16 protein-coding genes and 2 other annotated features are annotated in these 15,564 nt (G+C 36.6%); of the genes, 4 read left to right on the top strand and 12 right to left on the bottom strand.

The window, feature by feature from the left end:
• Positions 1-8 precede the first annotated feature (8 nt).
• Positions 9-794: a zinc ribbon domain-containing protein gene (locus AC1Q8M_RS02525; RefSeq protein WP_000650084.1), complete on the bottom strand. Its 786-nt coding sequence runs from the start codon at positions 792-794 to the stop codon at positions 9-11.
• 196 nt (positions 795-990) lie between these two features.
• Here AC1Q8M_RS02525 and AC1Q8M_RS02520 point away from each other — a divergent pair, with 196 nt between their 5' ends.
• Positions 991-1,824, top strand: coding sequence for a hypothetical protein (locus AC1Q8M_RS02520; protein WP_071714534.1), 834 nt, complete (start codon positions 991-993; stop codon positions 1,822-1,824).
• A gap of 14 nt (positions 1,825-1,838) precedes the next feature.
• On the opposite strand, the gene AC1Q8M_RS02515 is transcribed toward AC1Q8M_RS02520, so the two are convergent.
• The 10 genes from AC1Q8M_RS02515 to trpE form a co-directional block, all read right to left on the bottom strand.
• Positions 1,839-2,522, bottom strand: a complete 684-nt coding sequence (locus AC1Q8M_RS02515) for a DUF2278 family protein (protein ID WP_071714533.1) — start codon at positions 2,520-2,522, stop codon at positions 1,839-1,841.
• A gap of 90 nt (positions 2,523-2,612) precedes the next feature.
• Positions 2,613-4,112, bottom strand: a complete 1,500-nt coding sequence (locus AC1Q8M_RS02510; RefSeq protein WP_098855624.1) for an L-lactate permease — start codon at positions 4,110-4,112, stop codon at positions 2,613-2,615.
• A gap of 114 nt (positions 4,113-4,226) precedes the next feature.
• On the bottom strand, positions 4,227-4,586 hold the full coding sequence (locus AC1Q8M_RS02505; RefSeq protein ID WP_053564990.1) for a DUF4029 domain-containing protein: 360 nt from the start codon (positions 4,584-4,586) through the stop codon (positions 4,227-4,229).
• Between the two features lie 73 nt (positions 4,587-4,659).
• Positions 4,660-5,436, bottom strand: a complete 777-nt coding sequence (gene trpA, locus AC1Q8M_RS02500) for a tryptophan synthase subunit alpha (protein WP_071714531.1) — start codon at positions 5,434-5,436, stop codon at positions 4,660-4,662.
• Between the two features lie 3 nt (positions 5,437-5,439).
• Positions 5,440-6,633 carry a tryptophan synthase subunit beta gene (gene trpB, locus AC1Q8M_RS02495; protein WP_097822196.1) on the bottom strand — a complete coding sequence of 398 codons (1,194 nt, stop codon included), beginning with the start codon at positions 6,631-6,633 and terminating at the stop codon, positions 5,440-5,442.
• On the bottom strand, positions 6,630-7,244 hold the full coding sequence (locus AC1Q8M_RS02490; protein ID WP_071714529.1) for a phosphoribosylanthranilate isomerase: 615 nt from the start codon (positions 7,242-7,244) through the stop codon (positions 6,630-6,632). The genes trpB and AC1Q8M_RS02490 overlap by 4 nt, the downstream gene beginning before the upstream one ends.
• Positions 7,241-8,002, bottom strand: coding sequence for an indole-3-glycerol phosphate synthase TrpC (trpC, locus tag AC1Q8M_RS02485; protein WP_097822195.1), 762 nt, complete (start codon positions 8,000-8,002; stop codon positions 7,241-7,243). The genes AC1Q8M_RS02490 and trpC overlap by 4 nt, the downstream gene beginning before the upstream one ends.
• 1 nt (position 8,003) lies before the next feature.
• Positions 8,004-9,029: an anthranilate phosphoribosyltransferase gene (gene trpD, locus AC1Q8M_RS02480; RefSeq protein WP_097822194.1), complete on the bottom strand. Its 1,026-nt coding sequence runs from the start codon at positions 9,027-9,029 to the stop codon at positions 8,004-8,006.
• A complete protein-coding gene (locus AC1Q8M_RS02475; protein WP_000636319.1) occupies positions 9,026-9,613 on the bottom strand; it encodes an aminodeoxychorismate/anthranilate synthase component II in 588 nt (195 codons plus the stop codon). The genes trpD and AC1Q8M_RS02475 overlap by 4 nt, the downstream gene beginning before the upstream one ends.
• A complete protein-coding gene (trpE, locus tag AC1Q8M_RS02470; protein WP_141532464.1) occupies positions 9,610-11,028 on the bottom strand; it encodes an anthranilate synthase component I in 1,419 nt (472 codons plus the stop codon). Before trpE ends, AC1Q8M_RS02475 begins: the two co-directional genes overlap by 4 nt.
• A gap of 52 nt (positions 11,029-11,080) precedes the next feature.
• Positions 11,081-11,325, bottom strand: a binding site (T-box leader).
• Positions 11,326-11,367: 42 nt separating this feature from the next.
• Positions 11,368-11,605, bottom strand: a binding site (T-box leader).
• A 456-nt stretch (positions 11,606-12,061) separates the two neighbouring features.
• On the opposite strand from trpE, the gene putP reads away from it, so the two are divergent.
• From putP to AC1Q8M_RS02455, 3 genes are all read left to right on the top strand, one after another.
• Positions 12,062-13,540, top strand: coding sequence for a sodium/proline symporter PutP (putP, locus tag AC1Q8M_RS02465; RefSeq protein WP_000107189.1), 1,479 nt, complete (start codon positions 12,062-12,064; stop codon positions 13,538-13,540).
• 155 nt (positions 13,541-13,695) lie between these two features.
• Positions 13,696-14,094, top strand: a complete 399-nt coding sequence (locus AC1Q8M_RS02460) for an Ig-like domain-containing protein (RefSeq protein ID WP_000878729.1) — start codon at positions 13,696-13,698, stop codon at positions 14,092-14,094.
• Between the two features lie 201 nt (positions 14,095-14,295).
• On the top strand, positions 14,296-14,964 hold the full coding sequence (locus AC1Q8M_RS02455) for a DUF4386 domain-containing protein (protein WP_097822191.1): 669 nt from the start codon (positions 14,296-14,298) through the stop codon (positions 14,962-14,964).
• Here AC1Q8M_RS02455 and AC1Q8M_RS02450 read toward each other — a convergent pair.
• Positions 14,957-15,529 (bottom strand): Crp/Fnr family transcriptional regulator, encoded by a 573-nt coding sequence (locus AC1Q8M_RS02450; protein ID WP_097822190.1) that lies wholly within the window; start codon positions 15,527-15,529, stop codon positions 14,957-14,959. The two genes, AC1Q8M_RS02455 and AC1Q8M_RS02450, sit on opposite strands and share 8 nt — an antisense overlap.
• Between the last annotated feature and the right edge of the window lie 35 nt (positions 15,530-15,564).

The raw sequence follows: 15,564 nt of genomic DNA, 5'->3' as shown, positions 1-15,564 counted from the left end.
CCTTTTCATTAGAAGCCAGTTATTCCCTGTGTTAAGGCTTGAATTATCGTGCTAATGTAAGACCAAAGTACAATGAACGTTGCAATTCCAATTAAAACATTTGCAATAATAAGTGTGTAAACGAGATCTAATCCGCCATTGTCTAGTTTTAATACGGCTACAGTTATACTAATCCCTATATAAGTTGCAACTACCGATAATAATATCGGTAAGAAAAAGATTAATAAAAAACTAAAAAGAAAAGAAAGAACTAATATGACAATAGCCGGCGTCGCTATCGTTCCCCATATACCAAATACTTCAAGAAACGAAAAAGATGATTTCATCATCTTACCACTTACAAAAATAATAAATCCGACAAATAAAGTTAAAATTAATAAAAAGAAAAAGACCGTTATAGATTCTCCAAAAAACGTGGGAGTAGATATATCTGGTGCAAATGTTCTCGTAACTGCTGATGCTGCACTCATCATTCTATAAAAAATACATGCTCCTAAAAAACAAATAAGAACAAGACTTACAATTCCATTTCGCACTTCAATAGTGCCGCTTTTCATAATCGCTGTCGGTGCTTGTAATGCATGTTTAAAAAATTGAAAATAGCCGCTCGCAAACCGCTTCGCTTGTTCTACCGTTTCATTTGGACGCGTTTCCTTTTCTTGTGCCGCGCGCGCTTGTTCCTGCCCTTCTTCTTTGCCACTACTTGCCACTACTTCTTCCGTTAACGAATGTCCACAATTCCCGCAAAACTTTGCCTCTACTGCATGTTCTGTATGACATGACGGACATTTCATTCTCTTATCCCTCCTTAAGCATATACCTTATAGGGTGTTACAAGTTCAATATATGAATTTGTACATAAAACATGACTACAAGAAAAAGATTCTGAAATCCTTCTTCCGAAAGAAAATATATGTGCTAGCAATCTTGAAAAAAAATGCTATTATGAAACAGAATAAATAATATTTTTAACAGATTGGATGAAAGAAAATGGAATTGGTAAACTCAATTTTTCAAATACTCCTTACAAGCGTAATCCAATTATTATCTTTAATTGGCGTTATCATTGTAATTGGATTTCTATTAGGCCATTTAGAATCTCTCACACGCATGTATTGGTCGAGAGCTTTTGGAAGAAAAGGATTCCTATTAACGGCTTGGATCGGTGTTCCGATTCACGAACTTGGACATGCCATTATGTGCGTACTGTTCCGTCATAAAATTGTGGCGACTCAGTTCTTCCCAACAGATACAAGTCAAGGGGCTTTAGGTTATATACAACATCAATACAATCAAAAAAGTGTGTATCAACGAATTGGGAATTTCTTTATCGGTATTGGGCCTATTATTTCTGGTATTACTGCATTAATCCTTTTAATGCGCTATTTCGTACCAGAATCATATTTTTTATTTAATACAACTCTCGAAAAAACGATTGCTTCTACTTCTATTAATGTAGAAATGATTCAAAACATGCTCTTGTCGACGTTTGTATTATTGAAAAGCTTATTTACAATCGGCAATTTATTGAATCCTTCCTTTTGGTTATTTTTATTTATCGCCATTTGCATTTCCGCACATATCGCTTTAAGTAAACCAGACATTAAAGGATCAATAGACGGTGTTGTCGTCATGTTTATCGTGTTATTTTTATTCAACATAATAGCAGGACTGTTTCAATACGACAGTAATCAGCTAATTGGACAGGTTATGAAATATAATATGTATCTCATTGCGTTTTCTAGTGTGGCACTGCTGTTCTCTTGTCTTTCTACACTCGTTAGTTTTTCGTTTTATAAAATAAGAAGAGGGCGTTCCTTTTGAACGCCCTCTTCTTATTAATTATTCCCCTTATAATCACAATGCTCAACCGGAACACGAGCATGCCCCTCTTCATCGGTACACCATGACTGTGATTGGAAGGCAAGAAAGATACCAATCCATTCTTCTTCCTTTTCAAAGTGAATAAGTATTCCTCCATCTTGCCAGATGCCATCATCACCTTGCCATTTTTCTACATTCCCTTGATTCATGTGAATATCATGTATACCGTTTCCTGGTTTGAAATGAAAATAGGAATCTGGTGTGTTTTCTTCTGCTCCCCATCTTTCGCCAAACGCGTAAATAATTGCTTTTTCTTCCATCGCTCGCTTTATATAACGTTCTATTTTTTCGTTTAAATCATTATCTGCTCCTGCTTTTTCGGGAGGCAAAGGAATCATTTGTTTTGAGTCAAATAGATTTCCTCTTACATAATCTAAAGCCACTTTCGGTTCATTGTTTTTTACTTCCGTAAAACCAAATGGTAATGTCGGTAAAATGTGAATCGCCTCTGACCGAATATCGTTACTCGCAAAATATAAAACTTCTGACGGATAACTTTGCGACTTTACGTTAATAGCAATACGATAATCTACTCCAGTCTCGCCCTGTAAATGAACTTGATAATGAGGTGTTTTCCCTTTTCCAATCTTTGATTGTATAACTGTACCTTTTAACACACCGTAGTTTTTTAGGGGCATACATTTCATCTCCTATTCATTTAGTAGAAGCTATTCATATTTAAATCATTATCCACTCATAAAAAAAATCCTCCTATTTTAGGAGGATTTTTAATTTCTCAACATATACCAAACAATAACTTCTACCATTACAAGCAAAACCGCACCAAAGATCATTAACGTCGTCTTCTTTAACAGTTCATTTTCACGGTAAGGGATATTACATAAGTAAGCACCTAGTGTAATCCGTGACGGGCAAGCGATTGTCGCTACTGATGATGCGGTGTTTTGCAGTGTTGTGACGTATTGCCACGGGAGTGCTACGTTTTGTGCGGTTTGCATTTGTAGTTTTATAAACATTGCATTTGATCCTGCGTTACTACCTGTTAAAAATCCACCAATAGCACCAATAAACGGAGCAACGAAAACAAAAAATGTTCCAAATGTATCACCAGCTGTCTTTGCGAGTAATGAATGCATGCCTGATGCACCCATTAGTTCTGAAATGGCGATAAACATTGTCGTCGTAATCGCAAAAGGAATCCATTGTTTGATCGTTTGCGAGAGTGATTGTTTAATAATATTAGACGGGATGCGGAAGAAAATAATAGTAAATAAGCAAGTCATACCGAGCCAAAATCCTGGTGAATATAGTAACTCTAGTTTGTAAGAGTATGATTTCAAATCAAGAACCGCATATGATCTGAACAAATCATGTAATGCTGGAACGAGGCGAGAAAGTAAAATACAAACTGTTAGAAATATATAAGGGCTAATAATTTTTATAATGGATACTTCTCTCTCCGTTGCAGCCGCATGTTCTATTATAAGATTTTGCCCACTTTTTCCTTTTAATTTAATGATAAGAAAGCCAAATGTAATCGTAACGATAGAACTTAATATCCCGGCTAGTTCAACACTTACGTACGCATTAGAAAGATAGATTCCGAGAGAAAATAATAGAAAGAATCCTACTCCTTCTTTCCACTTTTCTATAACCGCTTGCCAGCCGCCAACAACGTATAAAGAAAGAATAACAAAGTAAGCAAACATCGGAATACTTAATAGCGCTGTATTTGTACCAAGTGTTGTAAGAGGCATATTTATTAGCTGCGAACCGATAATCGTACCAGTTGCCATTGCGCCCCATGAACTAGCTAGTAAGCCGATGAATGAGAGCAGTACAGCTTGAAATGGTTTATATCCTAGTGAAAGAAAAATAGGTGCTGCAACCATGAAGCCGATACCGAATCCACTTACTGATTCAATAAGCGGGCAAATGCCAAAACACATAAGCAGCATTTGTAATAAGCGATCCTGAGTAACTTCTTCTAGAAAACGTGCTACTTGATCGATGTACCCCATTTTGTTCATGAGGTGAAATAAAAAAATACCGAAAAATAAAACGTACCCGACAATAAAACAAATTAACCACCCTTTAATCGTTGCGTGCACAGTTTCACTTATCCCTAATTGAAACGTTGGCGAGAGTAAAACGATTCCAACACATACAGCATAAGAAATTAACGAAGACCTTAATGACGTTTGTTTAAATAAAAATAAACAAATGAAAATCATCATAATTGGGATAAGTGCCAACAATATGGCCATGTTATCATCTCATTTCGTTTAAAATACAATTTTTAACTATTATATAACAGATGTTGTAATTTTCAATTGTTTTTAAAACAGATTTAAAAAAGGAGGCAAACGGCCCCTTTTCATTCACTCCCATTTTCTATTATCCTGAAAAACTGTCTGCTGTCCGATTATTTTTTTCAACACAACAAACACAATGTAAGTACATATTGCTTGCAATGCAATATTCCAAAATTTCATTAATGTAAATGAATGAATCCGTAGAAATAATTCGTTTAATAATACAATCGAAACGATACTAAATAATTCTATACTAATCGAAAATAGACATATTTCTAAAATAGACTGTTCTTGAATGCGATTTAAGTTGGAAAAGATAAATACATATCCTAAAAATAGAGCCATTAACTCTATTTTCGTCATGCTAATGAGCCAAGCGTATAGCGGTACAGTTAAAAATAGATATAGTAGTTTACGTCTTAGCATGCCTTCTCACCCTCTAAATTATATGTATTTTCTGTATATTTTAACATTTATTACGCAAAACAAAAAGAAGAGACTACGCCTCTTCTTTTTGTTTTGTTGCATATATTAATTCACATATTTCTTCTTGCTTTTCATTTTCTAAAAGCTCAATGATCTTACTTCCAACGACAACTCCGTCGCATATTGTAACCATTTCTTCTACATGTTCTTTTGTTGAGATGCCAAATCCAGCGACTACTGGTAAGTTGACGTGTGATTTTACTTTTTCTAAGTAACTATGAATCTCCTCTTTAAAGTTTTGACGTACTCCCGTTACGCCCGCTACTGTAACAGCATAAACGAACCCTTCTGATTCACTCGTAATTTTTTCAATTCTTTCAATAGGACTCGTTACGGTAACGAGTGGAATGAGCGCAATGTTTGCCTCTCGAAGTAACGGCGCAATAATATTTTGTTCTTCATACGGTAAGTCTGGAACGATGATGCCGTCTACACCTGCTTCTATACAGTTCTCAATGAATCTCTCTTTTCCGAATGCAAGTACCGGATTTAAATATGTCATAAGAACAAAAGGCATTTGTACTTCTTTCCTTACCTCTGCTAACGCTTGAAAAATGCCTTTTAATGTTACGCCGCTATCTAGCGCTCGCTTTCCTGCTCTTTGAATCGTTGGGCCGTCCGCGACTGGATCTGAAAACGGAATACCAATTTCAACGATGCTTGCTCCAGCTTCATCTAGAAAACGAATTCTTTCTTTTAATTTTTCAAGGCCGCCATCTCCGCCCATTACGTACGGAATAAATGCTTTCTTGCCATTTTCAAACGCTGCTTTAATTTTTTCTACTCCCATTTTTTACACCTCTTCCATATAACGTTTTATACTCTCTACATCTTTATCACCACGGCCAGATAAACAAATAACAAGTCCTTCATCTTCCTTCATTTTCGGAGCTAATTTTAATGCATATGCGACAGCATGTGAACTTTCTAGCGCCGGGATAATGCCTTCTTTTTTCGTTAATAATTGAAATGCTTCTAATGCTTCTTCGTCTGTTATCGAATGATAAGAAACACGGCCAATATCTTTTAGCAAGCTATGTTCTGGACCAACACCTGGATAATCAAGTCCTGCTGAAATAGAGTGTGCTTCTTGAATTTGTCCTTCTTCATTTTGCAGAAGATACATCATTGATCCGTGTAAAACACCGACGCTTCCTTTCGTTAAAGTTGCTGCATGCTTTTCTGTATGAACGCCTTTTCCAGCTGCTTCTACGCCGTAAAGAGCAACTTCATCATCATGTACAAATGGATAAAACATTCCCATCGCGTTACTCCCACCACCAATGCAAGCAACGACTGCTTCTGGTAATTTCCCCTCTAATTCTTCATATTGTTTCTTCGTCTCATTCCCAATTACGCTTTGGAAATCACGGACAATTTGGGGGAATGGATGTGGTCCGAGAACAGATCCCATAATGTAGTGCGTATCATGCACATGTGAAACCCAGTAACGAAGCGCCTCGTTTACCGCATCTTTTAATGTACCGCTACCTGCTGCTACACTTTCTACTTTCGCTCCGAGTAATTCCATTCGGAACACATTTAATTTTTGACGTCTTACATCTTCTTCTCCCATAAAAATGACGCATTCTAACCCGAGAAGAGCACATACAGTAGCTGTTGCAACTCCGTGTTGTCCAGCTCCTGTTTCAGCGACAACTTTTTTCTTCCCCATTCGCACCGCAAGTAGTGCCTGACCGATTGTATTGTTAATTTTATGAGCTCCTGTATGGTTCAAATCTTCACGTTTTAAATAAATCTTTGCACCACCGCAATACTTCGTCATATTTTCAGCATAATATAGCGGTGTTTCTCTTCCGACGTACGTTTTTAAATAATGATTTAATTCCTTTTGAAATGCTTCATCTTGCATCGCTTCTTTATACGCTTCTTCTAGTTCTAGTACAGATTGCATTAACGTTTCTGGAACATATCGTCCTCCGTATATACCGTAATGTCCTTTTTCATCTGGATATGCGTAGTTCATTTGGAACACTCCTTCGCTTTTATAATAAATTGTTTTATTTTCTCTACATCTTTCTTTCCTTCTGTCTCTACTCCGCTGCTCACATCGACCATGTATGGCCGAACAGTTCGAATTGCTTCTTCTATATTAAGAGCGTTTAATCCACCAGCTAATATCGTTTTCTTTCGCAATTCTTTTGGCATATGCCCAAGTAGTTCCCATGAAAATGTCTTTCCATTTCCTCCATGAAACTTTTCTTTCGGGCTATCAAATAATATATAATCCGTTTCATACCTTTGAGCGTTTTTCATATCACTCTCTGAAGTTACTCCTAGCGACTTTATACACAGAATATTCAATCTTCTAATTTGATAATTGTCTTCATCCCCATGTAGTTGTACATGTGTTAACCCACACTCATCTGCAATTTTCTGGATCACTTCTACTGATTCATTTACGAAAACACCGATTTTTAACACGTTGGCTGGAAGCTCCTGAATGATTTCTTTCGCTCTCTTTGGAGTGATTTTCCGTTTACTTTCCGCAAAAACAAATCCGAGTGCATCTGCGCCATATTCACACGCACTTTTCGCTGTTTCCACATCAGTGATGCCGCAAATTTTTACTTTCATATATTCACCTTACAATCTTCAAAAAAACTACTAATAGAAGATGATGTCATAAGCGCCTCTCCAACTAATACACCTTTGGCTCCAGCTCTTTTAACACGAATAATATCTTCTTTTGAATGAATGCCACTTTCACTAATCCAAAGTAATTTCTCCTCATTCAATCTTTTTCCAAGCTTTTCAGTTTGGCTTAAATCTACTTCGAACGTTTTTAAATTACGATTATTAATGCCAATAACGTGCGGATTTAATACAATCGCAGTTTCTAATTCCTGTTCATCATGAACTTCAACAATCGCTTCCAATCCTTTTTCTAACACGTAGCTATACAACTCTTTTAACTTCTCTTTCGTTAACGCTGCTACGATTAGTAAAATAATATCTGCTCCCGCTTCATACGCTCTATCGATTTGAATCTTATCGATTATGAAATCTTTACATAAAAGCGGAATGTTACTTTCTTCTCTTGCTGTTTGTAAATCGTGAAACGATCCTTTAAAAAATTGACCATCTGTTAAAACAGATACTGCTCCTGCACCACATTTCTCATATGTTCCCACTTGTTTTCGTACGTCAACGTGTAAATTGATATCTCCTTTTGATGGTGATGCTCGCTTTACTTCTGCAATGACAGTAAACTGCTGTAACGCTTCTACAAGTGAATGTGTCTTTCTTTTTGTTTTTACTGGTGTATATATTTCATATAACTCCGCAACTTCCTTTTTCTTCTGTTCTAAAATTTCATCTAAAATCGTCCCCACTTTAGTTCACCCTTTCTAATTTTTCGTTGCTTGCTACAATTAATAAGTTTAATTTGGCTAATGCTTTTCCAGAGTCAATGCTATGTGCCGCGAGTTTAATTCCTTCTTCAATCGTTTCCGTTTTTCCATTTGCGAAAAGAGCTAGACCTGCATTTAATAAAACGGTATCGCGATAAACACTCTTTTCTCCGCTCAATACGCCGACTGTAATCTTTGCATTTTCTTTTGAATTCCCCCCTCTAATTTCTTCATTTTTCACTCTTGAAAAACCATACTTTTCTGGATCAATAATCATTTCCACTATTTCATTATCTTTTAAAAGGACTACGTGATTTTCCCCTTGTAATGATGCTTCATCTAAAAAACCACTTCCATTTACGACAAGTGCTTGTTTCCGGCCTAACTTTTGTAATACTTGCGCAACTGGTAATAACATATCTCGTTTATAAATACCGACAAATTGTGTTTCTAAATTCACTGGATTTGTTAAAGGGCCAATTAAATTAAAGATCGTCGGCACGTTTAACTCTTTTCTTATTTTCATAATGCGCCTTAGTGCTGGATGCATCGCTGGTGCAAATAAAAATGCAATGCCCACATGCTCTAGTAAATAATCAATTTCGATTGGCGTACTGCTAATATTTACACCTAATTCTTCTAATAAGTCCGCACTTCCTGTTTTACTAGAAACAGCTCGATTACCATGTTTTGCAACCTTTACGCCAGCTCCTGCCAGTACAAATGCCGATGTTGTACTAATATTAAACGTTTGGGCACCGTCACCACCCGTTCCGCAATTGTCCATCGCTCCTTGTATATGGTTCGAAAATGGTAGTGCCTTTTCGCGAAGAGCTCGAACAAGGCCGTATATTTCTTCTGCAGTTTCACCTTTCGCTTTCAGTAAGACTAAGAAAGCTGCAATTTCACTTTCTAATATGTTTTCACTTAATAAAAGTAGTCCTGCTTTATACATTTCCTCTTCTGTTAAATGTTGACCCTCCACTAATTTACGAAGATAGTTATTCATACTCTTTCCTCCTCTTTTACTTCTGTTAAAAAGGCACGTATTAACTTTCCGCCTTCTTCTGTTGCGATTGATTCCGGATGAAACTGTAATCCGAAGAGCGGATAATAATTGTGACGGACTGCCATTATTTCTCCATCGTCCATCGCTGTCGCTAATATGTCAAAACACTTTGGCAAGCTCGTGTGCTCTGCAACAAGGGAATGATAGCGCATCGCCGTTAGCGGCTGTGTAGCGTATGAAAAGATTGACGTTCCGTTATGTTTCACACGCGATGTTTTTCCGTGTTTAATACGTTCTGCTCTAACAATGTCTCCTCCAAATGCAGCTATGATCGCTTGGTGGCCTAGACAAATCCCTAATATGGGAACGTTCTTATAAAAATGGCGGATGACGTCGATACAAATGCCGGCATCCTCTGGTTTTCCTGGTCCTGGTGAAAGTACAATTCCTCTTGGATTCATCTCTTCTAACTGTTCTATCGTTATTTCATCATTTCTTACAACTACAATTTCTTCTTCATGTTCGCCTAACAGTTGGTACAAGTTATATGTGAACGAATCGTAATTATCGATAAGTACAATCATTTCATAACCTCCAAAAGCGCTCTCGCTTTATTTAATGTTTCTTCATATTCAGCTACTGGATCTGAATCGTAAACGACTCCTGCTCCTGCTTGAACGTATGCTTTTTCATCCTTTACGACCATCGTTCGAATGGCGAGCGCCATATCAAGATTTCCTGAAAAACTAACGTATCCAACTGCTCCGGCGTATACATTTCTTTTTTCATTCTCTAGCTCATTTATAATTTCCATCGCTCTAATTTTCGGAGCTCCCGACACTGTTCCTGCTGGTAGGCAATACGCTAATGCATCAAATCCGCTCATTTGTTTCCGCAATATTCCGTAAACTTCAGATACAATGTGCATAACGTGAGAGTATTTTTCTACTTTCATATATTTATCTATCGTAACCGAGCCGATTTCGCTCACTCTACCAATATCGTTTCGCCCAAGATCTACAAGCATCATATGCTCTGCTCGCTCTTTCTCATTGCCTAACAGTTCTTTTTCGATTTCCTCATCTTCCCTTTTCGTTTTCCCCCTCGGTCTTGTACCAGCAATTGGATTCGTCATCACTTTATTCTCTCTTACTGATAGCAAACTTTCCGGTGAAGAACCGAGTACAACATAATCTTGAAAATCGATATAGAACATATATGGTGATGGATTTGCAATTCGAAGTTTTCGGTATAACGCGAATGGATCACCAATACATTCACTTTGTAAACGCTGTGACAGTACGACTTGGAATATGTCTCCAGCTCTTATATGTTCTTTCGCCATTTCTACCATCCCACAAAACTCTTTTTCCGTTATAGAAGAAGTGAATGATAATGTGGATTGTATTGCATTTACTTCAGTTTCTTCTCCTTGTAGCACTTCCTCTTTGTATACTCGTAGCCTTTCGTATACTTCCTCATAATCTGCTGAATCATCTTCCCTGCATACATATACAAACGACAACCTTTGGCGTAAATGATCGTAAACGATAAACTCACGATATAGTAAGAGGTGTACTTCCGGAATATTTAATGGGTCGTGTAAATCCGCTCCAATGTTTTCATACTGCCGAATGACATCATATCCAATATAACCAACTGCTCCTCCGCAAAATGGAAATGGGCTGTCTACTTGTGATGGTGCGATTATTTCTTCTAACACTTGTAGTACGTTACCTTGTAACTTTTCTGTTTGCCCGAAAATCGTTCGTTCTACTTCCGTACCAACGCTTTTTACTTCTTCATAAGGATTACATCCTAAGTAAGAATAACGCCCTTTATCTTGATGAAGCTGTGAACTTTCTAATAAAAATTTCTTCTTTCCTTTCATACGTCTATATAAAGAAATTGGCGTAATGCTATCTCCTTCTTCTTCAGTAATTACTAAAAATGTCTTTCTCTCTCTTTTTTGTTTTATAAATTCTTCTTTCGTCATCATGTCCTTCACCTCACTCTGAAAAATAAAAAAGTCCCCTACATATCGAAAATATGTAGAGGACGATAAATATACCGCGGTACCACCTCGTGTTGGATGCAAAAGCATCCCGCTTTGTTCAGGTACAAATTTTATACCTTATCCTTGTAACGGCGGAACCCGGGTTGCCTACTAAAAATAATTGTTCAGCATACCTCTCGTAAGCCCATTCCGTATATGGCACCGTACCGGGCTCCCACCTATTCCCGGCTCTCTGTAACGTCTCCAATATACGTACTCTTCTTACTTAAACGATTTCATTTATTTAATTTTTTATACACAAAAAGGGAGTACTCATCCTATAGAAAGGACGGGTACTCCCGTGGTGCCACCTTAATTCGTTACAAATGTAACGCACTTTACCGTATCAAAAACAATACGTGTCTCTTGTATCGATGAGATCATGTCGCCAAAGCCTACTTCTTTCGTTTCGGTTTGGAAGCTCCGAAGCCCATTCCACATCAATTCCATACTGATTCGCACCAACCATCAGCTCTCTGACATGTTCATCATGTGTACTCTTCTTCATCAACGCTTGCATTTTTTTAAGTTGCACTCATTATAGACCTGACTTTTTTCACAAGTCAATACTTTTTTAAAAATTTTATTTTTCTTTCCTTTCAATATTATATTGACAAAACAACCTCTTTTTATGTAAATATAATAAATACTCTATTAAAAATAAGGTTTTTTGTATGAATATTATATATTAAAAAAGTAAAATAACATCAAAAAACGCTTACATTTCTGAAAATTCGTATTTCTATATGGATTTTTCAGAATAATCATGATAGATTATAAAGTGAAACTTTAATCAGTAGGGGTTTTGTTCATCCCCCACTTATTATTAGTTGAACTAATCGGGCATTTACGGGCAGTTGATCTCCCACCTAACTTCCTTGCCCATCCAATTTTAAGGTGGGAGTTTTACTGCCCGTTCATGCGGGATAAATATGCATAACGCATCAAAAGACATGACAAAAGAAAGGGGAACTACATGAGTACGCAGATGTTAATTTTAACTTCTATCTCTATTTACATGCTTGGGATGCTAATTATCGGCTATTTCGCTTATAAGCAAACATCCAACTTAACAGATTATATGCTTGGCGGGCGTACACTAGGCCCCGCAGTAACAGCATTAAGTGCTGGAGCAGCTGATATGAGTGGTTGGCTTTTAATGGGCTTACCCGGTGCAATGTTTAGCGTTGGATTAAGTAGTAGCTGGATTGCGATTGGCCTAACATTAGGCGCATATGCAAACTGGCTTTATGTCGCTCCTCGCTTACGTACCTACTCTGAAATTGCAAATAACTCTATTACTATCCCAGAATTTTTGGAACACCGTTTCCACGACAAATCCCATATGCTACGTTTAGTATCTGGACTTGTTATTATGATATTTTTCACGTTTTATGTAGCTTCAGGATTTGTCTCTGGTGCTGTATTATTCGAAAATTCATTTGGACTCAATTACCATGTTGGTCTTCTTATCGTTGGTGGAGTTGTCGTAGCTTACACATTATTTGGTGGATTTTTAGCTGTAAGTTGGACAGACTTCGTGCAAGGAATCATTATGGTAGTCGCTCTTATTCTTGTTCCAATCGTAACAATTATGCACGTAAATGGACTTGGTCCAGCATTTGAAACAATTAAATCTATCGATCCGGCATTATTAGATATTTTTAAAGGTACTTCTGTATTAGGAATTATTTCATTATTCGCATGGGGCCTTGGTTATGTTGGACAACCACATATTATTGTACGCTTTATGGCGATTTCTTCTGTAAAAGAAATTAAAAGTGCACGACGTATTGGTATGAGCTGGATGATTTTCTCTGTTGCTGGAGCTATGTTTACTGGCCTTATCGGTATTGCATACTATTCAAAAGCAGGTTTAAAACTTTCTGATCCAGAAACGATTTTCGTTGAACTTGGCACTATTTTATTCCATCCACTTATTACTGGATTTTTATTAGCAGCTATTTTAGCAGCTATTATGAGTACAATTTCTTCTCAACTTCTCGTTACTTCGAGTGCAGTAACAGAAGACTTATATAGAACATTCTTTAAGCGTGATGCTTCTGATAAAGAACTTGTATTTGTCGGTCGTATGGCTGTTCTTGTTATCGCTTTAATTGGATGTGCATTAGCGCTTAAACAAAATGATACGATTTTAGCTCTTGTTGGATACGCTTGGGCTGGGTTCGGTTCTTCATTCGGACCTGCTATTTTATTAAGCTTATATTGGAAACGTATGACGAAATGGGGCGCGCTTGCTGGTATGATTTCTGGTGCCGCTACTGTTATTATATGGACTCAATTCAAATTCTTAAAAGATTTCTTATATGAAATGATTCCAGGTTTCGCTATTAGTTTACTAGCCATCGTAATTGTTAGTTTATTAACACAACCTTCAAAAGAAGTTGAAGAGCAATTTGAGGATTTCGAAAAACAACATCGTCATAATTTATAAAAAAATCTCTGCTGTTATCGTAACAGCAGAGATTTTTTACAGTTCGACAATCTTCTTATCAAATTTAACAAATTCTTTATGTTTCGTTAAATTTAACATAACACTACTCCTTTATAGTATGAGTATCAGCACTTATACAGAAAGGGGACTCCAACATGTTAGCAGCTTTCCAGCAACAACAAACACGAAAATTTTCACCTATCACAAATACTTCTGCGTCTTGTTTAAACATGCAACCTAACCCGCCTAAAATTTCAATTGCTCCTTCTGTTATTTCAGTCATCGGTGTTCATATGGAAAAACATAAATTAAAAATAAAAACGGGACAAAACATTGTGTTAGCAGCTTCCATTTTGCCAATACAAGCAACGCATAAAGAGCTTATTTGGTCAAATATGAATTCTGATATCATCACCATATATCCAAAAGGCGACACCGTTACAATTACTGGAAAAAGCGCAGGTAGAGCAGTCGTAATTGTCACAACTGCTGAAGGCAAATTCCGTGACCTATGTGTCATTCATGTACAACCTTATATGACAAATCCAAAGTAAAAGAGTGGCTTCGTAGCCACTCTTTTACTTGATTTCAATATTTTAGTTTTTACTTTTTACAAGGTTAATAAAAAATTGGATATAACCATACATTTTTTTTGATGGAAATTCTACTAAACTTTCCCCGTCTTGATTTAAGTCAATGAATCTCCTCCTCTTCCCTATTACAATGAAAACAATATTAGAAAAGGAGGACATATTATGACTGAACGAAAGTACGCCTTATTTGCTAGCACATCTCTTCTTGTTATGGCATTCATTGCATTTTTCTCTTACGGTTTTGTTCATGGAAACCTCGTTATACAAGGAGATGCGAGTACAACATTCCATAATATCCAAACTTCAAATTCACTTTTCAAAGCGGAAGTTTTTGGGTGGATTATCATTTTTATCACTGATATTGTCGCTGCGTGGGCTCTTTATTTCTTTCTAAAACCAATTCATACTAGCCTCTCATTACTAGCCGCTTTGCTTCGTCTTATGTATACAGCTATACTTGGGATTGCTATATTCAATCTAATATTGGCATTATTGCTTTCAAAAAATACAATTGCAAATCCAGAAACATATACAATGTTGTTTCTCAGTGCATTCGAATACATTTGGTCTGTAGGATTGATCATTTTTGGATTACATCTTTTCGTTTTAAGCTATGTAGCTTTTCTCTCTATACAGATACCAAAGTTTATTAGTATACTGCTGTTCATTGCTGCTACCGGTTATATGCTAATTCACGTCATGAATACAATGTTTACACAATACGATACAATGATTTCACTCATACAATCACTATTCCAATTACCTATGATTGCAGGTGAATTAGGACTTGCGATATGGCTACTATTGAAAGGTGGTAAACACTCTAATTAAGCCGTTTCTTAATTCTACTTAATGATTCTGGTGTCATGCCAAGATAGCTTGCTAGCTGATATTGTGGAACGCGATGAATTAAATACGGGCGTTTTCGTAACAATGTTTTATATCGCTCTTCTGGTGTCGATGAGATAAATACAGCAAGTTCATCTTGTACTTCACCGAAATTGCACTCGATCATTTTACGCGTCATTTCTTCTAATTGTAAATACTTATTATACATGTCCTTTTCACTATGTAGATCACCAACAACTACAGTACAATCTTCTAAACACGTTAACGTATATGATGAAGATTTATCTTGTTTATGATGGTTGAAATTCGAAATTGCCTGTTCTTCTGTATAAAAATTTGATGTAACTTCTTTCCCTGCTTCATCTATACTATGTTGCCTAACGCATCCTTTTAATACAAAATAACATTTTAACGGAACATTTCCTTGTCTTAGGAGCACTGTTCCTTTTTTATATTCTTCAATTTGTAATTCACTGAGAATCATTTGCTGCTCTTCTTCACTTAGTGTTGTAAATCTATTCATATACTTCTTTAATATCTCTTCCATTTTCTTCCCCCCTTCTACGCCCGTATTTCTATAAA

This window comes from Bacillus sp. GW823-FHT06A10 (assembly GCF_058795375.1).
Note: the sequence above shows the minus strand (reverse complement) of the source record. Positions and strands in the feature narration are given on the sequence as shown.